The organism is Gimesia alba (assembly GCF_007744675.1).
In the GTDB taxonomy this organism is placed as follows: Bacteria; Planctomycetota; Planctomycetia; order Planctomycetales; family Planctomycetaceae; genus Gimesia; species Gimesia alba.
Genome location: NZ_CP036269.1, coordinates 6,203,128 through 6,228,204, shown reverse-complemented (window position 1 = coordinate 6,228,204; position 25,077 = coordinate 6,203,128). Strand labels below are relative to the sequence as shown.

The following is a 25,077-nucleotide window of genomic DNA, read 5'->3' as shown; positions in this document are numbered from 1 at the left end:
ACGAACGTGGTCAGCTTGACAGTTTGGATAACGTCACACTCACCAGCAAAGTCAAAGGCTATACGACCATCATCAGCATTGTTCCAGAAGGAACGATGGTCAAAGCTGGGGACCTGGTCTGCGAGCTTGATTCCTCATTACTCGTCGATAAACAAAAGCAACAGCAGATTCAGGTCACACAGGCGGAAGCCGAACTGAAACAGGCTTTTGAAAATGTGGAAATTCAAAAGACACAAAATGACAGCGACAACTCTGCTGCTCAACTGGCATTGGAACTGGCGAATCTCGATCTGAAGAAGTTCAAAGAGGGAGAATCACAGCGCGACCTGAATGTTAAAGAAGGGGCAATTACCAAAGCCCGGGAAGACCTGCAACGAGCGGAAGAAAATTTCGAATTCTCCAAACGGATCGCGAAGAAAGGTTACAAAAACCAGAACGATGTGGAAGCAGACCGCATCAATGTGGTGAAAGCGGAAATCGATCTGGAGATTGCCAAAGAAGATCTCAATGTTGAAAAAGTTTATGTCCAGCATCGGAAACTCATTGAGCTGGAAGCGGATGTTAAAGAAAAGGAACGAAATCTGGACCGCGTAGAACGTAAAGGTATTGCTACCTTAGCGCAATACGACGCTCGTCACAAAGCCAGTCAACTGACCTATGAAGTCGAGAAAAGTGAGTTAGAGCGGATTGGGGAACAGATTAAGGCTTGTAAATTGATTGCGCCGCAAGATGGGCAGGTTGTGTATGCGAACCAGAACAGCAGCCGACGCAGCAGCGGTGAAGATGTCATCGAAGAAGGGACGGAAGTCCGAGAACGCCAGGCCATTATTCAGTTGCCCGATTTCAGCAAGATGAAAGTCGACGCCCGCATTCACGAATCTAAAATCAGTATGATTAAACAGGGATTACCTGTTGAAATTCGCGTTGATGCTTTCCCTGACGAACTTTACCAGGGAGAAGTGGATCAAGTCTCTTCTGTGCCGATTTCCTCGAACTGGATGCGTCCTGATCTGAAAGAGTACAAGGCAACCATCAAGATCATTCCAAACGGAGCGGATATCACGAAACTCAAGCCAGGTTTAACAGCAGAAATCGAAATCCGCGTTGAACAACTTGATAATGTCCTCCAGGTGCCCGTACAGTCGATCATCACGATTGGAGATCAGCGTTATATGTTCGTGCTTGAGGCAGATGGAGCGCCAGTCAGAAGAGAAGTCAAAATCGGCCAGGCCAGTGATACGATGATCGAGGTTCTGGAGGGCGTCGAAGTCGGTGACGAAGTGATTCTGAATCCTCGAACTCACTTTGCCGATGAGCTGATCGATCTGGAAGAGCAATTGGCGATCGAAAAGAAAAAGCAGTCTGAAAAACAGAGAGCTGGACAATCCAAAACAGATTCCTCAAAACCGCGGACACCGGGAGCAGCAGGTGGCAAACCAAAGGGACAGGCGGCAGCCAAAGCTAAGCCTGCTGGCGGCGGTGGTTCTGCTAATTTCCTGAAACGCATCGATAAAAATTCGGACGGCAAAGTCTCCAAAGAAGAAGCCCCCGAACGGCTGCAGGAACGTTTCGATACACTGGATGCCAACAAAGATGGTTTCCTGGATGCAGGCGAACTCAGCAAGCTCAGGCCCCCTTCAGGAGCTCCCGGAGGCTCCCGTCCCGCGGGAGAAAAGCGACCATGAAGTTGGCGGCGCAAGTTGTTGACCTCACCAAATTCTATGATCTGGGTTCAGTTGTGGTCAAAGCATTAAAGGGAGTTTCGACCGACTTCCCCGAAGGCGATTTTGTCGCCATCATGGGATCTTCCGGTAGCGGAAAGAGTACGCTTTTGAACCTTCTGGGAGCCCTCGATCGTCCCACCAGCGGACAATACATTCTGGGCGGCCGCGATGTCTCGACTTTGAATGATGACGAACTTTCCGAAATGCGGAACGACATGATTGGATTTATTTTCCAGTCATTCAATCTGATCGCACAATATACGGTGCTGGAAAATATCGAAGTCCCCCTGCTCTACCGGGCCGGCTATCCTGCCATCGGTCGTGAAGAACGAGAATGGTGTATGGAACTGGCCCACATGGTCGGGCTGGGAGACCGCATGGATCACCGTCCGTTCCAGCTTTCCGGTGGTCAGCAACAACGTGTGTCGATTGCGCGGGCTCTGGTGAATGATCCTCAAATCATTTTGGCTGACGAACCGACGGGGAACCTGGATTCCGCCACGGAAGCTGAAATTATGGGAATTCTTCACAATTTAAATGCGGAAGGACGTACCATTATTATGGTGACGCACGAACCCGGCATCGCCCAGCAAACCAAACGCCAGATTATCATGAAAGATGGTCTTATCGAAACTGAGACTGTCATAGAACATCCTCTCTCCACAACTTAAAACGACTCACACCTTTTATTTCGTTTCACTCAGGTCACTCCCATGACTCGCATCATCCGCATTGTTCGACTCGCACTGAAAAGCTTATTGCTACATAAGTTGCGGTCCGGGTTGACGATGCTGGGGATTGTGTTTGGTGTGTTTTCCGTGATTGCGATGCTGGCGATTGGTGAAGGTGCCAGTGCCCAGGCGCAGAAACAGGTGCTGGAGCTGGGGGCAACGAATGTCATCGTGCGAAGTGTCAAGCCCCCGCATGAAGTGACGCAGTCTTCGACGCGCAGCCGTGTGCTCTCATACGGGCTACTTCGATCCGACTACAAAGTATTAACCAATACCCTGCCCACCATCACCCGTGCCGCGCCAATTCGTGAAGTCGATCGTGAAATTCGTTACCTGAAGGAAGCCATGAATGCCCGCGTCGTGGGTTGCACAGCCGATTATCTGGAGATGAATCATCTCATGTTATCCCAAGGTCGCTTTCTGACAGGCAGCGATCAGGAAAAACTGTTGAATGTCGCTGTCATTGCCAATGAAGTTGCCAACAGTCTGTTCAAATTTGAAGACCCAGTCGGAAAATCGATACGCATCGGTTCCATGTTTTACACGGTGGTTGGCGTAACCAAAGACCGGACTGCTTCCGCCGCCATTGGCGGCAGCCTTTCCGGACAGGATTATAACAAAGACGTATATGTTCCCCTCAAAACGCTACAGGCGCGCGAAGGGGATCTTGATATCAAAACTCAGGCGGGTAGTAATACCGCAGAACAGATTGAACTGCATCAGATTACGCTACGTGTGAATGACAAAGACGCCGTTTTGCCCACCGCGCAGGCAATCAGAGAAACTCTGGAACAGTCTCATCCCCGTACGAAAGATTATGCGGTTGTCGTGCCGCTGGAGTTATTAAAGCAGGCAGAACAGATTCGAATGATCTTTAACGTTGTGTTAGGGTCAATCGCTGCGATCAGTCTGGTGGTGGGAGGCATCGGCATTATGAATATCATGCTGGCCACCGTCACAGAACGGACCCGGGAAATTGGTGTCCGCCGTGCGCTCGGGGCGCGCCAACGCGATATCATCGAGCAGTTTCTTACTGAGACCATCGTACTGGCCGGCTCGGGGGGATTGATTGGTGTCGTATTCGGTTTACTCACACCGATCACATTTCTGGGCATTCAATGGTTTGTACAGAATTTTGTGATGGAAGGTGGCACGGCTGCCTCGGAAGTCGGGCGGATGTTCTTTGATCTGCAACCGCAAATCGCATTCTGGAGTCTGCCTGTCGCGTTCGGAATTTCCGTCACCATTGGAATCCTCTCGGGGATTTATCCTGCGATTTCTGCAGCCAAGCTCGATCCGATTGAAGCACTCAGGCACGAATAACCGTTCAGGTTTTCACCTGTTAAAGCCTGCTTTGTGCAAATCAAACCGATCGACGAATCTTGATTCGTCTGGTGAATTTTCGACCCTGAACTGTTCCCCTCAAATCGAGGGCGCCTACAATAGAAGAGTGCTCTTTCAGAGTCATCGAATCTCAAACGTGAACCTACCTTAAGTCGCCAACCAAGACAGGGAGAATCAGGCATGCCGGGAAAGCGAGCTTTTCTGAATCGAATCTACTTCTATATTGCAATCATCGCATTTCTTTTTGCCGGCAATCTATTCCAGACCTCATCTGTGTTCGCGGATGATAAAACACCTGCTAAAGAGACGAAGCAGGCAGATCAGGACAAAGAACTGGCTGTGAAAAACCCGTTTCCGAATCGTCCCAAGGCACCCAGCCTGGATGGCGGGACAGAATGGTTGAACACATCGGGGGAGATCACACTCAAGGACTTGCGGGGCAAAGTGGTTCTGATCGATTTCTGGACTTACTGTTGTATCAACTGCATGCACGTGCTCCCCGATCTGGCGTATCTGGAAGCAAAGTACCCGAATGAACTGGTTGTAATTGGCTGTCATTCTGCCAAGTTTGACAATGAAAAAGAGACCGATAACATCCGCCGGGCGATTCAGCGCTACGAAATCAAACATCCGGTCATCAACGATTCCAATATGACAGTCTGGCGCAAGTACGGCGTGCGGGCCTGGCCTTCGATGGTGTTGATTGATCCCGAAGGAAATTACTGTGGGCATATATCCGGAGAAGGAAATCGCGAAGTGCTCGATCAAGTTCTGGAACGGGTGATTGCCTATCATCGAGCGAAAGGTACCCTCGATGAAACCCCCGTGCATTTCGAACTGGAAGCAGCCAAGCTGAAACCAACGCCTTTGAAGTTTCCCGGCAAGCTGCTCGCCGACGCCCCCAACCAGCGGCTGTTTATTTCCGATAGCAATCACAATCGCATTGTGATCACCTCGCTCGATGGAAAACTGATCGACGTCATCGGCTCCGGTCAGATTGGCAAACAGGACGGCGATTACAAAACGGCGTCCTTTGATCATCCGCAAGGCATGGCGCTGGTCGGCAACACGCTGTATGTGGCGGACACCGAAAACCATATGATCCGCACCGTGGATCTCGATAAAAAACAGGTGGCAACACTCGCAGGCACCGGCGAGCAGGCCCGTTATCGTTCGCCGGGCGGCAAGCTCAGAGAATCCGCGCTCAACAGTCCCTGGGCACTCGCTGAGATTAATGGCGTGCTTTATATCTGCATGGCAGGGCCGCACCAGATCTGGCAGCATAAATTGGGCAGCGATGACATCAGCGTCTACGCCGGCTCGGGACGGGAAGATATCACCAACGGTCCGTTGGATACGTCGGCGTTCGCTCAAACCTCTGATATCACCGTTGACGGCGATGTCTTTTACGTCGTGGACAGTGAAGGCTCAGCGGTACGTAAAGTTGACACCAAGAAAAAGAATGTGACCACGGTCGCAGGCACGTCCGATCTTGAACGGGGACGCTCTCTGTTTGAATTCGGTGATAAAGACGGCATTGGCGATCAGGCACGTTTACAGCATCCGCTGGGGGTTCTGTTTGACAAAGGTCGTCTATTTGTCGCGGATACCTACAACCACAAACTGAAAACCATTAATCTCAAAACGAACGAGGTCAAATCTTTCCTGGGAACCGGTAAAGATGGTGCTGCACTGAACCCGGCCGAGTTCTCCGAACCGTCAGGTCTGGCGCTTGTGGGCAATCGATTGTTTGTCGCTGATACGAACAATCATCGGATCTGTGTCGTGAACCTGGACGATAACAAGGTCAGCGAATTCAAAGTGCAGGGTTTAGCGCCCCCCAGCTTACCGAAAAAGGCAGATGACAGTTTTGCACCCGCTAAAAATGCACTCGCGGTCTCTGCTCAAACTGTCGCATCAGGCAAACCTTTCAAAATTACAGTCACGCCCAAGCTGCCGGCTGAGTATAAACTCTCGCCACTGGCACCAGTGAAGTTTTCCTTTAAATCGGACACGAATCAGGCATCCGTCAAAGGCAAGGGGACCGTGTCGGGAAATCAACTGGTTCTGGAACTGCCCGCCTTAAAAGATCCTTCAGGAGCTTACACACTCAATCTGAGATTCGGCTACTGTCGCGACGGTGTGGGCGGATTATGCAAACAACATTCTGCTCATTGGAGTATTCCCATTCAGACTGCTGCAGGGAGCAAGACGACCGAGATTTCGTTACCGTTGGATCTCTCAAAAGAATGAATCCCAGTTTAACAATGGAAATAACCAACGGTTGCTGATCTTTCAAAAAGACTGATCAGCAACCGTTTTTTTCTAGATCATCGGCACGTTCGCATCATTTTCGTTTCAGAACTACAGGATTCGAGCAGGCTGGTTGCTTCTCATCCTGTTGGCATGGCACTTGCATTTCAGAGAGTGCGGGGGAGTTCAAAGAATAAACTGAGCTGTTTTTTTACAACAGACTGCGGTATAAAATCATGATGCTGACAGGAGGATGAGCTATGGCAAACAAAGATAAAAACTATGAACAGGCCAAAAGTCGGGTCGAGAAAAAAATCGGTTTTATGATTCATGCCGGCGTGTACGTGGCGGTGAATGCCGGTCTGATTACATTAAACCTGACGCGCTCACCTGAGAAATACTGGTTTATCTGGCCTCTGGGAGGTTGGGGGATCGGGCTGGCGTTTCACGCTTTCAAGGCTTTCAGTTCCGGTAGTGCAGTGAACTGGAAAGAAAAGATGATTGAGAAAGAGCAAGAGAAGCTCGATCAGTAACGTTGAATACTCAGTAGGAAGCAGGGTAAGCATGACCGCCATTGATCCGATTTGCCACATGGAAGTTGACGAGTCCACAGCGCTGCAGGAAACCGTTGACAATCAAACCTGGTATTTCTGTAGCCAGGGATGCCGCGACAAATTTCTGGCACAACATGCGGAAGAAGAAACACCGCCGGAACCGAAAGCAGCGTGCTGTCACCATGAAGGCGGCGGTCATACAGGGCATCACGAACAGAAAAAAGCAGAGGCCCCGGCGCCGGAGGGTACCATCTATTCCTGTCCGATGCATCCCGAGATTGAGCAGGTCGGCCCCGGCAGTTGTCCGATTTGTGGCATGGATCTCGAACCGATCATGCCTCAAAAAGAGGAGTCGCCTGAGGAGGTCGCCGAATACGAACAGATGGCCCGCCGCTTCTGGGGAGGGCTGGCTTTGGGCTTACCGGTCTTTCTGCTGGCGATGCTGCCGATGACGGGACTCCCGATTCATCAATGGATTCCCATTACCGTTTCAGGCTGGATTCAATTCCTGCTCAGTACTCCCGTTGTGTTATGGGCGGGATGGCCTTTGTACGAACGCGCGTATCGTTCGATTCTCAGTATGAACCTCAATATGTTCACACTGATTGGTATCGGCACCGGAACCGCCTATATCTACAGTATCATCGCACTCATCTTTCCCGGCATCTTTCCGGAATCATTCCGTCACGAGGGGACAGTCGAACTCTATTTTGAGGCGACGGTGGTGATTACCGTGCTCGTCTTATTAGGGCAGATGCTGGAGTTACGGGCGCGGAAACGAACCAACAGTGCGATCCAGGAACTGCTGGCACTGGCACCTCCCACAGCGCATCTGGTCGAACATGGTGAAGAGCGGGAGATTCCACTGGAAGAAGTGCAGGCGGGCAATCTGCTGCGCGTGCGTCCGGGAGAAAAGATTCCCGTCGATGGAATCGTTCAGGAAGGGAAGAGTCTGATCGATGAGTCGATGATTACCGGAGAACCCGTACCGGTTGCCAAAATGCAGGGTGACGAAGTGATTGGTGGTACTGTGAATCAGACGGGCTCGTTCCTGATGGAAGCACAGAAAGTGGGCGGCGATACCTTGTTATCACAGATCATTCAAATGGTTTCCAGTGCGCAGCGAAGCCGTGCCCCGATTCAGCGCGTGGTGGATACTATCGCGGCTCGATTCGTTCCCGCGGTTCTACTGACGTCTGTGATCACCTTTATCCTCTGGAGCTGGCTGGGGCCCGAACCCCGATTCGCGTATGCGTTAATCAATGCGGTGGCGGTACTGATTATCGCCTGTCCTTGTGCGCTGGGTCTGGCGACGCCGATGTCGATCATGGTGGGCGTCGGACGCGGCGCCAAAAGCGGCATTCTGATTAAAAATGCCGAAGTGCTCGAGACACTGGAAAAAGTCGATACGCTGATCGTCGACAAAACAGGGACACTGACTGAAGGGAAACCCAGACTGACCGAATGCATCACGGCTGGCACGCTGAGTGAAAACGAACTCCTGCAACTGGCGGCTTCCGTCGAACAGCATAGCGAGCATCCCCTCTCACAGGCTGTGGTGGTCGCGGCGAAAGACCGGGAATTGAGTCTGTCTGACGTGCAAGACTTCGATTCAATTACCGGCGCGGGTGTGACAGGCACCGTGAATCAAAAGACGGTCCTGATTGGTAGTGCGGCTTTTCTGAACGAGCAGTCTGTCACCATCAACGACGAATTGATGACGCAGGCCAATACACTCCGCGAACAGGGGCAGGGGGTGATCTTTGTTGCTGTTGATGGAACGTTGGCGGGACTGCTGTCTGTCTCTGATCCGGTCAAGGAGACGACGCCACACGCGATTGAGAAACTGCATGAACTCGGGCTCCAGATCGTGATGCTGACAGGGGACAACGAGAAAACCGCCAACGCGGTCGCACAGTCGCTCAACATTGATGAAGTCGAAGCGGGTGTGAAGCCGCAGGATAAATATCAGAAGGTCAAAGACCTGCGTGCAGCCGGGCATAAAGTGGCAATGGCTGGTGACGGCATCAACGATGCGCCCGCACTCGCAGAAGCCGATGTGGGAATCGCGATGGGGACGGGTACCGATGTCGCCATCGAAAGTGCCGAAGTGACTCTGGTGAAAGGGGACTTAAGAGGTGTCGCCGACTCGATTTATTTGAGTCGACTGGTCATGCGCAACATCCATCAAAATCTGTTGTTTGCGTTTGGCTATAATGCACTGGGGATTCCGATCGCAGCCGGGATCCTGGTGCCTTTCTTTGGTATCCACGCGCTCTTAAGCCCGATGATCGCAGCGGCGGCGATGAGCTTCAGTTCGATCTCCGTGATCAGCAATGCACTCAGGCTCAGAACGCAGTCGTGATGATTACTTATCGGCTTTGTTTTTCGCCTTCACAATCCGCTTGATTTCGTCCAGTAACAGGAAATGCCCCGGTTTCACCATGTTTCCGTGCGTGAAACCGTCCAGCTCGAATAGCTGGACCTGCTCGTGTCCCACGACATTCAGCAGACTGTGCATGTAGGCGTTTTCTTCATAGCGTGTCGGAAATTCCAATTTGCGATCTCCGGTTATCAACAGGATCGGCGGCGCATCTTTCCGGGCATGGAACAGCGGGGCCATGTCGTCAATAATCGGCTGATCCCGTTTGATACCCATTTCTTCACGGACCGTCATGTGCGTGATGCAGTGCCCGCTGTAAGGAATCAGTCCGGCGATCTGATTCGGATCAATTTTATAGGGTGCCAGCCAGCGTCGATCGAGGCCGATCATGCTGGTCAGATAGCCGCCGGCCGAATGGCCTGCGACAAAAATCAGATTCGGGTCGCCGCCATATTCGGCGATATGTTGGAATGTCCAGGCGACGGCAGCCGCTGCATCTTCCAGGTACGCCGGTTTTTTTGCTTTGGGAAACAGTCGATAATTCACAGCGACGATTGCGATGCCCTTCTGTTTCAATTCCTTGGGGATACTTTTTTTGCCCCCCTTTAATCCGCCGCCATGAAACCAGACCACGGTCGGATAGTTTTGAATCGATGTCGGGTAATACAAATCGAGCTTACATCGTTCGCGTTGATACTCGGTTTGATCGGGCGTTTCGGACGCGTAATACGAAATATCTGAAATGGTTTTATAGTCTTGATCTGGCTCCACGGCTTTCACTGCCTGGAATGTGAAACTCAAACCTACAAATAATAAAACAGTGAATTGAACCAGACGTTGTCTCATGATTGTCCCTCTTGTGGTATGTTGAACTCTCTGATGTCGTGTTTTGAAATTGTGAATATATTTATGACGCGTTCAGGCGTGCTTTCAATTCCGGATAGCGTTCGTCGGTGTCACCCACCTGTTGTTTGAGCTGTTTTAACTGCTGTTTCAGTTTCTTCACAACGGGCGCATAAGCGGGATCGGCGATGACGTTTTGCATTTCGTGGGGATCTTTCTGCAAGTCGTAAAGTTCCCAGTGCGGAGGCGTAGGGGGTTTCACGGCACCCGGCGCATCCAGCGGAAGCCCGTAGAAAAAGATTAACTTATAGTCTTTCGTCCGGATGCCATAATGAGCGGGATTATCGTGATGGGCCATATGCATCCAGTAGCGATAGTACGTTGCCTCAGGCCAGTCGGCGGGAGTTCCTTCTCCTTTCAGAATGGGTAAAAAAGAGCGTCCCTGCATGAATTCCGGTTTCTTGACTCCCGCCATATCGAGCAAGGTCGGAGCAAAGTTGACATTGTTGATGATGGTTTCGTCTTTCGAATTGGCTTTGATCCATTTCGGATAACGAACAATGAACGGCATCCGCAGCGATTCTTCATACATCCAGCGTTTATCGATGTAGTCGTGTTCGCCCAGCATGAAACCCTGATCGGCCGTGTAGACGATGATGGTGTTATCGAGTTCGCCCGTTTCTTCCAGATGCTCCAGCAGCCGTTTCACATTGTCGTCGACGCCACGGACACAACGCAGAAACTTTTTCAGATAACGCTGATACGCTTCACGAGTATATTCCTCACTCGAAAGTCCCGGGTCTACAAACATGTGATGGCCCATGTTGCGTCGCTGGTTGCGCTGCCCGACCGATGTACCATAGAGAGCCTTGTTTAACGGACCATGATTTTTGCGCTGCCAGAGCGATTCGGGTTCCGGGATGGTTACATCCTGATACAGCCAGTCGTAGCGTTCTGCATTTTCAAAGTTGTCATGGGGAGCCTTGAAGTGATGCATCAGAAAGAACGGTTTGTTTTTCTGATTTCGATTTTTGAGCCACTTCAGTGAAATGTCCGTGATCGCGTCGGAGGAATGTTTGGAGTCATACCGGCTGACGCGAAATTCATTTTTCGGCCAGGGTTTAGGACCACGTACGCGGAACACGGGATTGAAATAACTTCCCTGTCCGGGGAGCACTGTATAAAAGTCAAACGCAGCCGGCTCTTTTTTGAGATGCCATTTACCCACCATGGCTGTTTCATAACCGGCGGACTTCATGAGTCGCGCCAGATGCTGCTGTTCAGGGCCAATCGCGCCATTGAGTGTTGTGACACCATTCACGTGCGAGTACTGTCCCGTCATCAACGTGGCTCGGCTGGGCGTACAGATGGAATTAGTGCAGAAGACATTCTTGAGCAACATCCCTTCGCTGGCCAGACGATCCAACGTGGGTGTCGGATTAACCGCAGCCAGACGGCTTCCATAGGCACCAATGGCATGCGCGGCGTGGTCGTCTGACATGATGTATAAAATATTGGGTTGCTGCTCGGCTGCCTGCAGAGCGGGCAGGGGAGCCAGGAATAGAGCAATGCTGTACAGGATCAGACAGTTGAAGCGCGTAGATGGCATGACGAGGCTCATGTTTTCGGGGAAAGAAGTTATTACCTTTTGGTCATCGGCTCATCAATCTGTTTGCAGTAGCCTCGCCAAAAGCATAGACTGAGATTATAGCATGCCGGATCGGGGGTTTTAAATCATGGAATCCCGATGATCCTGAGATTCACCATTTATTCTCGTATTCCCTCGTTTCCATCCTTGCCTCTGGATCAGACAACATGACATTCTGCAAATCAATCTGCCTGCTGAGTTACCTTCTCGTTTCACTGACCTTCTGCCATCTGGCCGCGGATGCCAATGCCGCCAAACATACCAACGTGATTCTGATCATGACCGACGATCAGGGGGGCTGGGATTATGGTTTCATGGGAAACAAGCATCTGAATACGCCCAACCTGGACGCCATGGCGGCAGGAGGGGCTCGCTTGAGTCGATTTTATGTGAGTCCCGTTTGTACTCCAACGCGCGCCAATCTGATGACGGGCCGCTATAACTATCGCACGCGTGCCATCGATACTTACATTGGCCGGGCGATGATGGAACCGGAAGAGACTACGATTGCAGAAGTCTTAGCACCCGCCGGCTATAAGACCGGGATTTTCGGAAAATGGCATCTGGGCGATTCCTATCCGATGCGACCTCAGGATCAGGGGTTTCAGGAAGTGCTTGTGCATCGAGGCGGCGGCATCGGGCAGCCCAGTGATCCACCGGAAGGGGTCGGCAAATATACGGACCCAGTTCTGTTTCACAATGGCGAACAAAAGCAGATGAAAGGTTATTGCACCGATATTTATTTTGATCACGCGATGAAATTCATCGAACAAAATGAAGCACTGGACAAACCCACGTTTATTTATCTCGCCACCAACGCGCCGCATGGCCCCTTTCATGATGTGCCGGAAGATTTGCGTCAAAAATATAAAGCCATGGATCTGAATGATGCCTACGGTTTTGACTTGAACAAAAGGCGAAAGAACGAGAAGCTGTTTGACAATACCTCTCGCATCTTTTCGATGATTGAGAACATTGATCAGAATATCGGAAAACTGTTTCAGCATTTGAAAAAAATCGGCGCCTATGACAATACGCTGGTTCTGTTTCTGAATGATAATGGCCCTAATGGCCCTCGGTTTGTAGGCGCTCATCGTGGCATGAAGGGACGTGTGAACGAAGGCGGGATTCGGTCTGTCCTGCTGGCACACTGGCCCGCACAACTCAAAGCAGGCACCGTCAACAATCGGATCGCTGCCCACTATGATGTCTTTCCAACGATTCTGGCTGCGACAGGCGTCGACAAGCCAGAGGCTTTGAAACTGGATGGCGTGAATGTCCTGCCGTTATTAAAGAATCAGGCAGAGAGCTGGCCGGAACGCGCGCTGTTTCTGCAATGGCATCGCGGCGATGAACCGACGCCACGCACCAACGCCGCGGTGGTCACACAAAATTATAAGATGACATTTTCAAAAGAGAACGAACCGGGCAAACTGTTTGACCTGACGAAAGATCCGGCGGAGAGTAAAGATCTTGCCGACAAAAAAGCGAAGCTGGCAAAGAAGTTGACGCGTCAATATAACAACTGGTTTGCCGACGTCAGTTCGACGCGACCCGATAATTACGCACCACCACGAATTCATGTGGGCAATCCCAAAGAGCCGACCACCGTATTGACGCGTCAGGACTGGCGGTATTCAGGTCCTAAGGGGAAGGGCTGGACGCGTGATGCACGCGGCAATTGGCTGGTGACCGTGGAGCAAGCGGGTTCGTACGACATTAAAGTTCAATTTCAGAAACAGGAAGATCGGGTCACGACTGAATTGACGGTTCAGCTGGGAGATGATCAGTTCCAGGCGAAGGTTCCCGCAGACCAGTCAGAATACGTCTTCAAAAATGTCTCCCTGCATCAGGGGAAACAGACCGTCGATGTGAAAGTGGCTGAAGGCAGCATCGAGCGAGGGCCGATGATGGTTTATCTTACGAAAAACAAATAGGACGCTGATTTCTGTTTCCGTACAACATCCGGCATCTGTACAGATCTGATTCTTTCTGGAAGAAAGTACAAAACTTACCTGATCTGGAATGGTCAATGGTGTCGATTCAAATTACCATAAATAAGGAACATTAAGTTAGGGGCGGGCAAGTTTGGTGGCCGCTGGTTTTTCTGCTTCTTCTTCACAAACATCCAGCAGAATGGAAGTGGAGACGTAGGAAGTACAAGGTAGCCGCCGTGCCAGACCCGTCCGACTCAAGTTCAATGAAACAATAACCCCAGGATCACTCCCACTTGCCGATGCTTCCGTCGGCCTGCCTCTTTTTATAGGACTGATTAATGCAACAGAATTCAAATTTCAGCCGACGTGAGTTTCTTAAATCGACGACTGCCGGTGCAGCCGCAATCTCTACCGGGATCTGGACCGGCTTTGCTCCTGCTGCTTCCAAGTCTGCCAATGGAAAATTGAACATTGCCTGTATCGGAACGGCCAACCGCGCTGCGGCAGATGTGGAAGGAGTGAAAGGTGAAAATATCGTCGCACTCGTCGATGTCGACAGCAATTATCTTGATCGTGCCGGAGCGAATTTCCCGGGGGCTCGTCGTTATGCTGATTACCGCGAGATGCTGGAAAGCGAAGATGGAAAAATTGATGCCGTCGTGATTGGAACGACCGACCATCATCACGCCCCGGCGTCGATTCGTGCGATTCGTAAAGGGCTGCATGTGTACTGTGAAAAACCACTGACGCATACCGTTCAGGAAGCACGCATCATTGCAGAGGAAGCGAAAAAGCAAGGCGTTGCGACTCAGTTGGGAACTCAGATTCACGCCGGCGACAATTACCGTCGTGTCGTGGAAATCGTTCAGTCTGGTGTGCTGGGTGATGTCAATGAAGTTCATGTCTGGGTTGGAAAAGGCTGGGGAGGCGACGACCTGCCCGCAAAGACTCAGGAACCTCCCAAGAATTTGAACTGGGATCTGTGGCTTGGCCCTGCACCGGTTCGGCCTTACGCCGCGGGTCGTTATCATCCCGCGCAATGGCGTCGCTGGTGGCAGTTCGGTCAGGGAACATTGGGTGATATGGCGTGCCATTATATGGATCTGCCGTTCTGGGCGTTGGATCTGCGTCATCCCACACACTGTGAAGCAGAAGGTCCGGAAGTGCATCCGGAAGCCTGTCCGCACGGTTTGACTGTACGGTATCAGTTCCCCAAACGGGGCGATCTGGTTCCGGTCAAACTGACCTGGTACGACGGGAACATGATTCCCAAGAAAGTCGCCGGCCAGCGCGTTCCCGGCAGTGGTGTGATGTTCGTGGGAACGGAAGGCACTATGTTTGCCAATTACGGCAGCTACAAACTGTTCCCGAAGGAAAAGTTTGCCAACTTCACGCCACCCGAGCAATCGATTCCCAAATCGATCGGCCATCACGCTGAGTGGATCAAGGCCTGCAAAGATGGTTCACCAACCACCTGCAACTTTGATTACTCAGGAGCGTTGACCGAAGCCGTCTTGCTGGGCAATGTGGCCTACCGTTCGAAGTCACCCCTGGAATGGGATGCTGCGAATCTGAAAGCCACTAACTGTCCCACAGCCGACCAGTACATCTCGAAAGAGTACCGTGACGGCTGGGAAGTGGCTTAGTAAAGCACAGAAGTGAAACAGAAAAGCCCGGCTCCTCACTGTTGAGAGAGCCGGGCTTTTTTTATTGGCCTTCGATGTACTTCAGTTGAATTTCTGTATTGGGTAGCTTCTTTTTCAGCTCTGCAACACCTTTTTCCGTGACCGCGGTGCGCGTCAGTTTCAGATCTTTGAGACTCGTCAGGCCTTCCAGATCAGGCAAACCGGCGTCGGAGACGGCGGTCGAGCCCAGGTGCAGGAACTCCAGTTGCTGCATATCTTTCAGGTATTTGAGGCCGGCATTCGTTAGACGTGTATTGTCCAGATTGAGCCACTCCAGCTTTGTTAAGCCCTGTAATGGTTCCACGCCGGCATCGGTCAGACCGACGCGCCACAGGTTGAGCTTCTTCAACTCACCCAGGCCGGAGAGATGCTTCATGCCTGTATCAGACAGCAAGCTGTTTTCACTGAGGTCCAGTTCTTCGAGTTGTGGAATTTTAGTCAGTGCTTTCAATCCCTCGTCAGAAATCTGATTCTGTGAGAGACGTGTTTTCTTCAGCTTGGGAAACTGGCTTAACGAGGCCAGCCCTTCGTCATCGACGAGTGTCTTGGCCAGATAAAGCTCTTCCAGATTGTTCAGATCTTTCAATTGAGAAATCCCATCGCCGCTGACCCAGAGGAAATCGAGCATTAACGCTTTGAGGTTTGTCAGTTGATTGATATCCGCCATCGCATCGTCGTCGATATCGGAATTACCGGAGAGCCGCAGTGCTTTGAGCTTCGCAAGACCCGTCAGATACGAGATCGCTTTATTATTTAATGAGCAGTTGCGCAAATCCAGATTTTGCAGGGTGGCGACTTTTCCAACCGGTTCCAGAGCAGCGTCGGTAATCGCTGTTTCATTTAAGAGCAGCGATCGCAGGCGTGATAGACCGGCGATATCTTTAAGGGCTGCATCATCGATTTTCACACTCCGGAAATCGACTTCGATGACATAGCCGTCTTTATCCTGTTTCAGTTTGGCTCCCAGTCCTTTTAATGATTCTGCCAATTGAACTTCTGCTTCCGGAACAGATGCTTTCGCCGTTGCCTGGGGTTTCGTTTCCTCAGGTGTCTTTTCCGAACTGGTTTGCTTTTCTGCCGGCTTTTCCGAAGCACAACCGACAAAAAATGAGAGCAGCAAAACGAGAATCAGAGGTTCCCGAAACAGTTTCATAGCAGTTTCCTTAAAATCATAAGTAGCAACGAGTTTCATTCTTCTCTAAGCATACCGTTTGCAGAATAGGCTCAAAACCGATGCTGGCGACTCAATTCCATATTTTGAGGAATTGCCCTCTAAAAGACCGCGCTGAATCATTCTGTCACAGGAAACACGAACTCAGGCGACCCGGGTGAATTATTTGAATATCACATCGATTGATTCAGTAGTCAGCATGTGGTAATTGCTCGAAGGCGGTTCTGACTTCACGAAAACAGAAAGCGATTGATCTGTCACCAGATCAATCGCCATCAGTTTTCTCTGGAGAGTTCCAGCAGCAGAATCATAAATTCCCCCCAGGAAGAGTGCTCTTGCCAAGTTGGCTCAAAAGTGGTGGGGGACCTCAAATGAGGGTTCTCTATGAACAGTATGGGATTCCCTTAAGTGACCTGAATCGCTTTTAAGTGACCTGAATCGCTTTTAAGATGTACCCATACAGCGTCTAATTAGGAGTAATCCCTCCTGCAGTATTCAGGCACTAAAACACCACAGTTAAGTCCTGATATAACAACACTTAGGATCGGTTCCCCGTTTGAAGAGATCCACTGGCGATAAGTCCCGAATAGGAAATTACTAAATCCTTTCATTTGAATCGAGGATTAATACTACTTTTTAAGTGTGAAAAGAGGGTAACTCCCGCGAGGGCTTGTTCTTTCTTCACAGCGGATGAATTATACAATGGCTCGCTCTTTTTCGAGTTGAGTCCCGTAATAGTCGCTGTCGACTGCAGCAACCGAGAACCATGTCGATGACACCAACTACAAATGACCTGATGACGTATTCCACGTTAGCCGATCTTCAGTTACAGAATGAATCTGTCACACCAAATACACTGATCTCAGAAGTTGGCGTTTACTTTAAGTGTCGGCCAGAAGTCGTGGGCTTACTGGTTCAGGATGACAAGGAGTTTTATGGACTGCTTTCCCGAAATTCCTATTTTGAGCACATGTCGCAAGTTTTAAGTGGGTCGGTTTTCTCTCGCAGACCGGTTTCAAAATTATTATCTCGTATTAATTGTACCGCTCTGGAACTCAATGATACTTCTCCCATTGTCGACGCGGTTCGGGAATTATTTAACCGTCCCCCATCAGAGCTGTATGAGCCTCTGCTCATCAAATGCGAAAACGGGGAATACCGTTTTCTGGATGTCGCGCGACTGGTGCATTTTCAGTGTCAAATTCTGCTGGAACAGAAAACCATTGCAGAGATCGCCAATCATGAGAAAAGCCATTTTCTGGCGAATATGAGCCATGAAATTCGTACGCCGTTGAACGGAATAATGGGATTCACTGATGTGTTACGACGGGGAGTGGGATCGAAAGCAGAGCAACAGGAATATCTGGATGTGATATACAAAAATGGAGAGCATCTGCTGGGCTTGATTAATGACATTCTGGATCTGTCAAAAATTGAAGCCGGCCGGATGGAGTATGAAAAACGAAACTACTCACCGCATAAAATTATTTCTGAAGCACTTTCCACGATGCGTGTGCAGGCAAAAGAGAAAGGGCTCTCGCTGGAATGTCAGTGGACCAGCAGCGTTCCGGAAACGATTCACACGGATCCAATGCGACTGAAGCAAATTCTCATTAATCTAGTTGGAAATGCGATAAAGTTTACAAAACAGGGCAGTGTGAAACTGACCGCGACTCTTGATCGAAGCCAAGCCAATCCTCAGTTTGTTGTTGAAGTGCATGACACAGGAATCGGGATAGATCCTCAGAATCTCAAGAACATCTTTTCGCCGTTTACGCAAGCCGATTCTTCCATCACGCGCAGTTTTGGTGGCACCGGTTTAGGACTGACGATCTGCCGTCAGATTGCCGACGGACTGGGGGGAGATCTAACAGTCGAAAGTGAAGTCGGTAAAGGAAGCACTTTTCGATTGTGGGTTGATGCGGGAGCACTGGAGAATGTTCGGATTTTTAAGACACCCCCTACCGAAGCGTTTATGACGAATGAACAATTTCAAGCAGAGACTGCGGAAAGTAGTTGTCTGAGAGGCATTCAGATTCTCCTGGTTGATGATGGGAAAACCAATCGTGACTTGATCTCACTAGTGTTGGAAAACGCGCATGCGTCGGTCACGTGTGCTGAAAATGGCGAAGAGGCACTGCAGGAATATGACCGCGGCGAATTTGATTTGATTTTGATGGATATGCAGATGCCGCTCATGGATGGGTACACCGCGACCAGTACATTACGTTCGCGTGGCTGTTCGCTGCCGATTATTGCATTGACGGCGAATGCCATGCGGGGAGACAGAGATAAGTGTCTGGCGGCAGGTTGCTCTGATTTCCTGACAAAACCAATTAACATCGAGAGTCTGTTGCAAACCGTCGTGCTGAATTTACCAGAGGTCAGGCCCTCAGCTAAAACGCAGCTGAAACAAAAACCAAGCTGCGTCACTTCGGAGGATATCTCGCCGATCGTTTCTGATCTGCCAACAGAGATCCCGAAGATCTTGGTCATCGTGGAAGATTTTATCCAGCGGCTGACAGTAAAACTGGATGAGATGCGGAATGCCTTGAAAGCCTCTGATTGGTCTCGACTGGAAGATCTGGCTCACTGGTTAAAAGGAACGGGAGGGACAGCCGGGTTTAGTTGTCTTACCGAGTCTGCTCTGCAATTAGAGTTGTCAGCGAAACGGAAAGAAAAAGAGACTGCAACAGCAATACTGGAAGAACTTGCGAGATTAGGACAGCGTCTCACGGCGAAGAAGACAGAGACCGGTGATTTGCAAAATATTTAGAGAATGAGAGAAGCTATGATTCGTTCTGCTTTGGATAGCCCATCGACTGAAAATAAGAAAACGTTCCTTGATCGAAATGGATTCGAACAGTGCTGTATTGCCATTATTGATGACGAAAGTATCAATATCGACATGATCAAGTACTATCTGGAGATGGAAGGTTTCAGTAACCTGATTTCGACAGATAAGTCTGCGTCTGCATTTTCGATGATTCAGTCTGAGAAACCGGATTTAGTGTTGTCCGATATTAAAATGCCTGACGTTTCCGGTCTGGATTTGCTGGCGCAGATTCGAGGGCATCAGGAATTCGCGACGACTCCGGTGATTATTCTGACTGCGACTTCAGATAATGAAACAAAAATATCCGCACTGAAGCAAGGCGCAACCGACCTGCTGGCCAAACCCATTCATCATGGAGAGCTCATTGCCCGCATTCGCAATGTGTTAAACGTCAAAATATACCAGGACCAGCTCAAAGCGAATTCAGAAACACTCGAAGAAGCAGTGCGCCAGAGAACGGCGGAACTGGAAGCATCACGGTTGAGCGTGATTCAGTGTCTGGCACGGGCTGCAGAATTCCGAGACGACGATACAGGCCAACATGTGATTCGCGTTGGAAAATATGCGCGGATCATTGGAGCAGAGTTGGGTTTATCAGAGAGAGAACTCTGTTTGCTGGAACCGGCTGCTCAGTTGCATGATGTCGGTAAGATCGGTGTTGAAGATTCCATCCTGCTCAAACCAGGCAAGCTGACGCCTGAAGAATATGATGAGATGAAACGGCATTGTGGTTTCGGTAAAAAAATTGTTGACTGTCTTCCGGAACGAGAGGCACAATTGATCCGGATGCATACGGAGATGGGGGCAAAAATCATGGATATTCCTGATTCCCCTATTCTGAACCTGGCAAAAATTATTGCCATGACTCACCACGAACGCTGGGATGGAAGCGGGTATCCGCTGGGCTTGAGTGGCGAAGATATTCCTTTAGAAGGACGGATTACCGCAGTTGCTGATGTATTTGATGCATTGATGAGTAAGCGTTCCTACAAACCGGCATTTCCACTAGCCAAATCCCTTGAGATTCTTGAGGAAGGGCGGGGAACTCAGTTTGATCCGAGTGTACTGGATGCGTTTACAAAACGACGCCAGGAGATCATCCAGATCCAAATTGATTATGCAGAAACCGATTAAGAATCGGACAACGTTTCACTGTCTGTTCTGGAATCAGTTCATCGTCTGAATGAATGTAGAATCTTTACATTGACAGAGTGCTGTCAGACGTCGATTCGCGCCAGGAATTGCACGCCATATTCCCAGAAATCATCCAGAACTTTTCGCCGGCGTACTATTCTGGAACTGAACCAGGTGTGGATCGGACTGTTCAAGGGAAGTTTGATGAAAATTTCCTCTTGAGGAATCACATCAGGGCATACAAGTGAGATGCCAGATTGAGAGAGCGAGCGACCCAACACCGTGACCATTTCGCCGGAGTAGATTTCGATCGCTTTGGAGAAGCCTTCCGGAACCGAAATGACGATTAAGCCGCGATAATCGATTCGTTTATGTGCTCGCTGGTCAGCATAGATCCGCTTGGCACGCTCTTCGACGAGAGCGAGAATGTTCAGAGCTTTGCTGAGTAAATGTTTTTGCTGCGGAGAATACTGGTAGTAATCTGTAAATCTCTTCAATACTGTTTGCCCTTTGCTGTTAAACCGAGTAATAACCTCCAATTGTCTAAAATCATTTGTCACACCGAAATTTATGCTACTAATGCAAAAAATCAAGGGAAAACACTGCCAGGATCACCTGCTTGTACACTGGGGAATTGCTGCAGCTGACACGTTTTTACAGCTGATAGTTATTTGTTGAATCTGTGAATCGGTCGGATTCTATCGATTCGTCTTGTTTTATTATTCGTGTTTTGCAGGACTGCTCAGGAAGTAGCCAGGAACTAAGCTCAATAACGGAATAGATACGCCTGCTGTTCAGCAGCTTTGCCCAGAGAATCGATCATTTCAATTTCCGCCTGTTTCATGGTGACATAGTCGGAAACGCGACGTATGCCCAATCCGGTGCGTAGTACCTCATCCTGTTCCAGTGCTGTGAGGGCAGCGTCGAGATCAATCGGATACCTGGTCAAACCAAGCGTCTCTCGTTCTTGTGGCGATAATAAAGCGGGATCAGTTAAAACCGGTTCTCCCGGATTTAACTCTTTCTCGATTCCATCCAGGCCCGCGCAGATGAGACTGGAGAGTGCCAGGTAGGGGTTACAGGTCGGATCAGAGGGTTTGTACTCCAGATTGACGGTGGCAGATTCGTGCCCTCTAAAGCCAGACGCCGCACGGACAGTTGCTTCACGATTATCGGGGCCCCAGCAGACGTAGCACGAGCTCCAGCACCGCTCGACAAATCGGCTGTACGAATTGGTTGTCGGTGCGGTAAACGCCATCAGCGCGGGCAGGTGATTCAAGATGCCCGCCATGAAATGACGAGCGGTCTGGGAAAGACCATACTCCCCCGCGTCATCATAAAACAAGTTTTGTTCACAGCGGGAATCCCACAAACTGAAATGGATATGGCATCCATTTCCGGCGGTTTCCGGAGATGCCTTGGGCATAAAGGAAATACGAAAGTCGTTCGCCTGCGCTGTGCCGCGAACTGTTTCCCGGAACACAACCTGCTGGTCTGCGGCTTGCAAACCAGGCTGATGACGGACGGGAATTTCATGCTGTCCATGACCCGCTTCCGGATAATATTTTTCGACCATTACGCCCTGTTTTTCCAAGGCGGAAATGATGGGTAAAATATAGGGGCTGGCCAGATCCATGGCAGCAGAACTGAAACAGTTCAACTGGTCCAGTGGTTGCCATTCCCCATTCACATCGATGAAAATGGTAAATTCATTTTCAAAGGCAGCGCGAATCACCATTCCTTTGTCTGAGAGTTGATTCAGGAATGTCTTGAGCAGGCCCCGCGGACAGAGTTCCCAGGGTTGCCCATCAATCGTTTCGATATCGGAAAGCATTCTGGCGTGCCCCGGTAGATAGGGCAATACCTGAAAGGTTTCAATGTCAGGACGAATCCGTACTTCCCCCACTGGTTGAAATTCACTTTCCGGGGGCAGATGGTCGAACACGGTTACTGAAGCCTGTGCCTGGGTCAGCCCCAGTCCGGATTCCAGAATTTCATCGAGGCTGCCTGGTCGGAACGCTTTGCCGCGAGTAATCCCGTCGGGGCCGACATAAATGGCACGGATCAGCTCTACGTTCTGTTCGGCTAGTTGTTTCTTCAAAGCTTCCTGCTGCATCTGCGACTCAATGCTGAAAAAGGTTCGGTTTGTGAATGGCTGAAACGAGGTGTCACTTCATTACAACAACGCTTTTCTTGATCTGTTTATGGCAGGCAATGCAGGTCATCGTCAGATGCAGATAACTGAGCGAAGCGCCATCGACATTCTTTTTCTTGGCATAATTCATAACCTCTTTTGCTGCATTGCGGAATTCCGCACTTTGTTGCGCGAAAATCGGTCCCTCGACGACCTGCCATTCAGTCGCATTACTCATTTCGATCATCTTTTTCGTTCCTTTTTCGATGAGATCGAAATCTTCCGTTACGAGTCCTTCCAGAACATCTTTGGAACTATCAAGTTTGGCCTGCATAAATTTGGAAACATTTTCTTGTGTTGGATTCTTTTTTCCCGTGCGCTGTTCTACTGCATTGGTTTTTTCTTTCGCCTGCAGAGAGGAAAAGCGTTCTGCCTGATCTCCCCAGCCTGTGATCAAGATTCCACAGATGATTAATAAAGAAAGACTTCTCATGGTTCGCTCCTCAAAGTGTGCCTGGCTGACTAAAAAACGGGTTTTATTATAATTCAATTTGCTGATTCGGGATAAGAATCAGATCATAGTAGAATCTCAGAAAATACAATCTTAATCTTGAACTGAAAATGTAGCTTGTTAGAAAATTATTTGATTACTACGACACTTCTTCGCCAGTCGTTTATTCAGGCTACGATCCTTTCGTTCCTGTCCAGGCAGGCGGATCACTGGCCGGGAACGATTCCTCAGAAGCTTCATCAACTTCATTCATCGGGGGAGTGGGATTGCGCGAATGAATAATCGTCAGTAACAGAGCAGCCGGCTCCAGGCACTCTACAGCGTGGGGCGCTTTGTCAGGTAAGTGCAGCAACTGCCCTGTAGTTAATTCATGCTCTTTACCAAGTGCCTTGAAACGGACGCGTCCTTCAAGGCATTGAATAATGAGAATCCCTTGAGCGGTATGGCTCGGGAGCGACTTTCCGGCTTTGAGTATCAGACGAATGATTTCCAGATCATCGGTCTTGACCAGCGTAGTAGTCTTTGTTGACTCCAGCGCATCGCCTAAGGGGCCAACATCAATTACTTCACCCGCCTCTGCATATGATTGTGTCATGGTTTTCAATCCTTTTATGAGAGTCTCGTGAGTCTTCTTTTATTCTATGACTCTCCAGTCAGGAGTGAAAGCCCCTGTTGGGAAAAACCGTCGTGACACTTGTGTCCCACTTATTTTATCTGCTGCACTCCTGCTTCCAGGATGCGTTGGGCCTCCAGGCTTATATTGGGACTACAGAGTCCCCAGGGGTCTTCGCCTGTTCGGACGCAATGGGCAAAGTGTTCGGTTGCCGTCTGCAGGTAGAGCAGGGGACATTGGACTTTGACCTCTTCGCCTGTCGGCTGTGACTCCGTAGCCAGCATCAGCCGCCCCTTCTTTTGGGGTTCTACAATGAGTGTGCCTTTCGTGCCGTAAATTGCCGTCGCATAGGCGGTCAGTTTACCGATTTGCGACCAGGAACCTTCCGCAGTGGCGATCGCATTGGGGTATTGCATGACGATCAGTGCATTGTCTTCAACGCCGAGCGGCTCGGGTCGATACACACCGGCAATTCCGGTAATGGTTTCAGGCATCCCGATTAAGACGCTGGAGAGCACACAACCATAGCAGCAGTAGTCCATCATCGCACCAGCACCGTTTAGTTCGGAGTCAAACAGCCAGTCACAAAAGTAATCGCTACAGCCCAATTCTTTGGGACCCGCATGGGCGGCCCGGTATTTGATCTGCCAGATCTCTCCAATTTCTCCGTCCTGTGCCATCGTAATCGCATGCTGCATTTGTGGCCACCAGGCAAACGGCCAATTTACCATCAGACAGACGTTCTTGTCGCGAGCTGCCGACAGCATTGCTTCTGCCTGGGCCAGGTTCGCTGCCATCGGTTTTTCGATCATGACGGGAATGCCGCGACTGATTGCCGCCAAAGCCAACTCGGCTCCCTGTTTGTTACTGCTGAAAATATAAACGCCGTCCAGTTCATGCTGTGCAAATAATTCCTCGGGAGTCGCATAGGTGGGGCAATCGTATTCTGCTGAAATGCGGTCGCGGAGAGCCTGATTACTGTCAAAGGCGGCGATGAGTTCCGCGTTCTGAGAATGTTGCAATTGTGGCAGGTGGTCCCAGACATGATCGTGAATGAGACCCAGAATTCCGATGCGTAATGGCTGATTGGTCATGGTGCTCTTCTATCTATTTCAAGGTGTTTGTGTTTTAGGATAAGGGGATCGAGATCAGGTTTGAGCCCGCTGAAATTCATGAAAGGCGTCTTTGAGAGCTGTGAATTCCGAATCGGTGTAAGCCCGCGATGCTGCTTGTCCCCAGACGGGGGCAGGCCAGTAAGGATCGCTCTGCTTTCTGCCAATGACATGAATATGCAACTGGCTGACCACATTGCCCAGCGTGGCGATATTCAGTTTATCAGGTGCCAATGTCTGTTGAATAAAACGGGCTACCAGATTGACTTCCTTTAAAATTGCTGTCTGCTGTTCGAAGGGCAGATTCGTCAATTCAATTTCTTCACAGCGGGGGACCAGGATAAACCAGTCAACCAGCGCGTTATTCATTAAGAGCAACGTTGATTCTGCGAGTTCACAAATCTGTTTACAGTCTGCCTGCAGTCGGTCGTCCAGTTTCATCTTCAAGTCCATTTCTTGGCTAA

At 50.0% G+C, this 25,077-nt stretch carries 20 protein-coding genes; 10 read left to right on the top strand and 10 right to left on the bottom strand.

What is annotated here, in order from left to right:
• Window positions 1-95 precede the first annotated feature (95 nt).
• The 6 genes from Pan241w_RS23065 (at window position 96) to Pan241w_RS23040 (ending at window position 8,971) form a co-directional block, all read left to right on the top strand.
• Window positions 96-1,685: an efflux RND transporter periplasmic adaptor subunit gene (locus Pan241w_RS23065; RefSeq protein ID WP_232107495.1), complete on the top strand. Its 1,590-nt coding sequence runs from the start codon at window positions 96-98 to the stop codon at window positions 1,683-1,685.
• Complete coding sequence (locus tag Pan241w_RS23060; protein ID WP_145220376.1) at window positions 1,682-2,395, top strand: ABC transporter ATP-binding protein; 714 nt, start codon at window positions 1,682-1,684, stop codon at window positions 2,393-2,395. The genes Pan241w_RS23065 and Pan241w_RS23060 overlap by 4 nt, the downstream gene beginning before the upstream one ends.
• A 42-nt stretch (window positions 2,396-2,437) precedes the next feature.
• Window positions 2,438-3,778, top strand: coding sequence for an ABC transporter permease (locus tag Pan241w_RS23055; protein WP_145220374.1), 1,341 nt, complete (start codon window positions 2,438-2,440; stop codon window positions 3,776-3,778).
• Window positions 3,779-3,979: 201 nt separating this feature from the next.
• Window positions 3,980-6,052: a thioredoxin-like domain-containing protein gene (locus Pan241w_RS23050; RefSeq protein WP_145220372.1), complete on the top strand. Its 2,073-nt coding sequence runs from the start codon at window positions 3,980-3,982 to the stop codon at window positions 6,050-6,052.
• Between the two features lie 260 nt (window positions 6,053-6,312).
• Window positions 6,313-6,585, top strand: a complete 273-nt coding sequence (locus tag Pan241w_RS23045) for a 2TM domain-containing protein (RefSeq protein ID WP_145220370.1) — start codon at window positions 6,313-6,315, stop codon at window positions 6,583-6,585.
• A gap of 31 nt (window positions 6,586-6,616) precedes the next feature.
• Entirely contained in the window at window positions 6,617-8,971 is a 2,355-nt protein-coding gene (locus Pan241w_RS23040) for a heavy metal translocating P-type ATPase (protein ID WP_145220368.1), read from the top strand.
• Between the two features lie 3 nt (window positions 8,972-8,974).
• Here the strand turns inward: Pan241w_RS23040 and Pan241w_RS23035 are convergent, their stop codons facing one another.
• A complete protein-coding gene (locus Pan241w_RS23035; RefSeq protein WP_145220366.1) occupies window positions 8,975-9,835 on the bottom strand; it encodes an alpha/beta hydrolase in 861 nt (286 codons plus the stop codon).
• A 61-nt stretch (window positions 9,836-9,896) separates the two neighbouring features.
• Window positions 9,897-11,441, bottom strand: a complete 1,545-nt coding sequence (locus Pan241w_RS23030; protein ID WP_145220363.1) for a sulfatase family protein — start codon at window positions 11,439-11,441, stop codon at window positions 9,897-9,899.
• A gap of 206 nt (window positions 11,442-11,647) precedes the next feature.
• Between Pan241w_RS23030 and Pan241w_RS23025 the strand changes: the two genes are divergently transcribed.
• Window positions 11,648-13,417: an arylsulfatase gene (locus Pan241w_RS23025; protein ID WP_145220362.1), complete on the top strand. Its 1,770-nt coding sequence runs from the start codon at window positions 11,648-11,650 to the stop codon at window positions 13,415-13,417.
• A gap of 135 nt (window positions 13,418-13,552) precedes the next feature.
• Here Pan241w_RS23025 and Pan241w_RS29935 read toward each other — a convergent pair whose 3' ends face one another.
• Entirely contained in the window at window positions 13,553-13,681 is a 129-nt protein-coding gene (locus Pan241w_RS29935; protein WP_261344258.1) for a hypothetical protein, read from the bottom strand.
• Between the two features lie 74 nt (window positions 13,682-13,755).
• Between Pan241w_RS29935 and Pan241w_RS23020 the strand changes: the two genes are divergently transcribed.
• Complete coding sequence (locus Pan241w_RS23020) at window positions 13,756-15,063, top strand: Gfo/Idh/MocA family protein (protein ID WP_145220360.1); 1,308 nt, start codon at window positions 13,756-13,758, stop codon at window positions 15,061-15,063.
• A gap of 61 nt (window positions 15,064-15,124) precedes the next feature.
• Here Pan241w_RS23020 and Pan241w_RS23015 read toward each other — a convergent pair whose 3' ends face one another.
• Window positions 15,125-16,255, bottom strand: a complete 1,131-nt coding sequence (locus Pan241w_RS23015; RefSeq protein WP_145220358.1) for a leucine-rich repeat domain-containing protein — start codon at window positions 16,253-16,255, stop codon at window positions 15,125-15,127.
• Window positions 16,256-17,045: 790 nt separating this feature from the next.
• Here Pan241w_RS23015 and Pan241w_RS23010 point away from each other — a divergent pair.
• On the top strand, window positions 17,046-19,049 hold the full coding sequence (locus Pan241w_RS23010) for an ATP-binding protein (RefSeq protein WP_198000095.1): 2,004 nt from the start codon (window positions 17,046-17,048) through the stop codon (window positions 19,047-19,049).
• 15 nt (window positions 19,050-19,064) lie between these two features.
• Entirely contained in the window at window positions 19,065-20,243 is a 1,179-nt protein-coding gene (locus Pan241w_RS23005; protein ID WP_198000094.1) for an HD domain-containing phosphohydrolase, read from the top strand.
• A gap of 83 nt (window positions 20,244-20,326) precedes the next feature.
• Here Pan241w_RS23005 and Pan241w_RS23000 read toward each other — a convergent pair whose 3' ends face one another.
• The 6 genes from Pan241w_RS23000 to Pan241w_RS22975 form a co-directional block, all read right to left on the bottom strand.
• On the bottom strand, window positions 20,327-20,740 hold the full coding sequence (locus Pan241w_RS23000) for a PilZ domain-containing protein (RefSeq protein ID WP_198000093.1): 414 nt from the start codon (window positions 20,738-20,740) through the stop codon (window positions 20,327-20,329).
• Window positions 20,741-21,009: 269 nt separating this feature from the next.
• Window positions 21,010-22,359 carry a glutamine synthetase family protein gene (locus tag Pan241w_RS22995; protein ID WP_145220350.1) on the bottom strand — a complete coding sequence of 450 codons (1,350 nt, stop codon included), beginning with the start codon at window positions 22,357-22,359 and terminating at the stop codon, window positions 21,010-21,012.
• A gap of 52 nt (window positions 22,360-22,411) precedes the next feature.
• Window positions 22,412-22,870 (bottom strand): hypothetical protein, encoded by a 459-nt coding sequence (locus tag Pan241w_RS22990; protein WP_232107246.1) that lies wholly within the window; start codon window positions 22,868-22,870, stop codon window positions 22,412-22,414.
• A 190-nt stretch (window positions 22,871-23,060) separates the two neighbouring features.
• Window positions 23,061-23,483: a cupin domain-containing protein gene (locus Pan241w_RS22985; protein ID WP_145220348.1), complete on the bottom strand. Its 423-nt coding sequence runs from the start codon at window positions 23,481-23,483 to the stop codon at window positions 23,061-23,063.
• A 110-nt stretch (window positions 23,484-23,593) separates the two neighbouring features.
• Window positions 23,594-24,595, bottom strand: a complete 1,002-nt coding sequence (locus Pan241w_RS22980) for a Gfo/Idh/MocA family protein (RefSeq protein WP_145220346.1) — start codon at window positions 24,593-24,595, stop codon at window positions 23,594-23,596.
• A gap of 54 nt (window positions 24,596-24,649) precedes the next feature.
• Complete coding sequence (locus tag Pan241w_RS22975) at window positions 24,650-25,054, bottom strand: HIT domain-containing protein (RefSeq protein WP_145220344.1); 405 nt, start codon at window positions 25,052-25,054, stop codon at window positions 24,650-24,652.
• Window positions 25,055-25,077: the final 23 nt, after the last annotated feature.

Excerpts from the sequence above, each read along its gene's own strand:
- Pan241w_RS23065 (WP_232107495.1), top strand. The coding sequence starts at position 96 with ATGGTCAAAGCTGGGGACCTGGTCTGCGAGCTTGATTCCTCATTACTC.
- Pan241w_RS23060 (WP_145220376.1), top strand. The coding sequence starts at position 1,682 with ATGAAGTTGGCGGCGCAAGTTGTTGACCTCACCAAATTCTATGATCTG.
- Pan241w_RS23055 (WP_145220374.1), top strand. The coding sequence starts at position 2,438 with ATGACTCGCATCATCCGCATTGTTCGACTCGCACTGAAAAGCTTATTG.
- Pan241w_RS23050 (WP_145220372.1), top strand. The coding sequence starts at position 3,980 with ATGCCGGGAAAGCGAGCTTTTCTGAATCGAATCTACTTCTATATTGCA.
- Pan241w_RS23045 (WP_145220370.1), top strand. The coding sequence starts at position 6,313 with ATGGCAAACAAAGATAAAAACTATGAACAGGCCAAAAGTCGGGTCGAG.
- Pan241w_RS23040 (WP_145220368.1), top strand. The coding sequence starts at position 6,617 with ATGACCGCCATTGATCCGATTTGCCACATGGAAGTTGACGAGTCCACA.
- Pan241w_RS23035 (WP_145220366.1), bottom strand. The coding sequence starts at position 9,835 with ATGAGACAACGTCTGGTTCAATTCACTGTTTTATTATTTGTAGGTTTG.
- Pan241w_RS23030 (WP_145220363.1), bottom strand. The coding sequence starts at position 11,441 with ATGCCATCTACGCGCTTCAACTGTCTGATCCTGTACAGCATTGCTCTA.
- Pan241w_RS23025 (WP_145220362.1), top strand. The coding sequence starts at position 11,648 with ATGACATTCTGCAAATCAATCTGCCTGCTGAGTTACCTTCTCGTTTCA.
- Pan241w_RS23020 (WP_145220360.1), top strand. The coding sequence starts at position 13,756 with ATGCAACAGAATTCAAATTTCAGCCGACGTGAGTTTCTTAAATCGACG.
- Pan241w_RS23015 (WP_145220358.1), bottom strand. The coding sequence starts at position 16,255 with ATGAAACTGTTTCGGGAACCTCTGATTCTCGTTTTGCTGCTCTCATTT.
- Pan241w_RS23010 (WP_198000095.1), top strand. The coding sequence starts at position 17,046 with ATGACACCAACTACAAATGACCTGATGACGTATTCCACGTTAGCCGAT.
- Pan241w_RS23005 (WP_198000094.1), top strand. The coding sequence starts at position 19,065 with ATGATTCGTTCTGCTTTGGATAGCCCATCGACTGAAAATAAGAAAACG.
- Pan241w_RS22995 (WP_145220350.1), bottom strand. The coding sequence starts at position 22,359 with ATGCAGCAGGAAGCTTTGAAGAAACAACTAGCCGAACAGAACGTAGAG.
- Pan241w_RS22990 (WP_232107246.1), bottom strand. The coding sequence starts at position 22,870 with ATGAGAAGTCTTTCTTTATTAATCATCTGTGGAATCTTGATCACAGGC.
- Pan241w_RS22985 (WP_145220348.1), bottom strand. The coding sequence starts at position 23,483 with ATGACACAATCATATGCAGAGGCGGGTGAAGTAATTGATGTTGGCCCC.
- Pan241w_RS22980 (WP_145220346.1), bottom strand. The coding sequence starts at position 24,595 with ATGACCAATCAGCCATTACGCATCGGAATTCTGGGTCTCATTCACGAT.
- Pan241w_RS22975 (WP_145220344.1), bottom strand. The coding sequence starts at position 25,054 with ATGAAACTGGACGACCGACTGCAGGCAGACTGTAAACAGATTTGTGAA.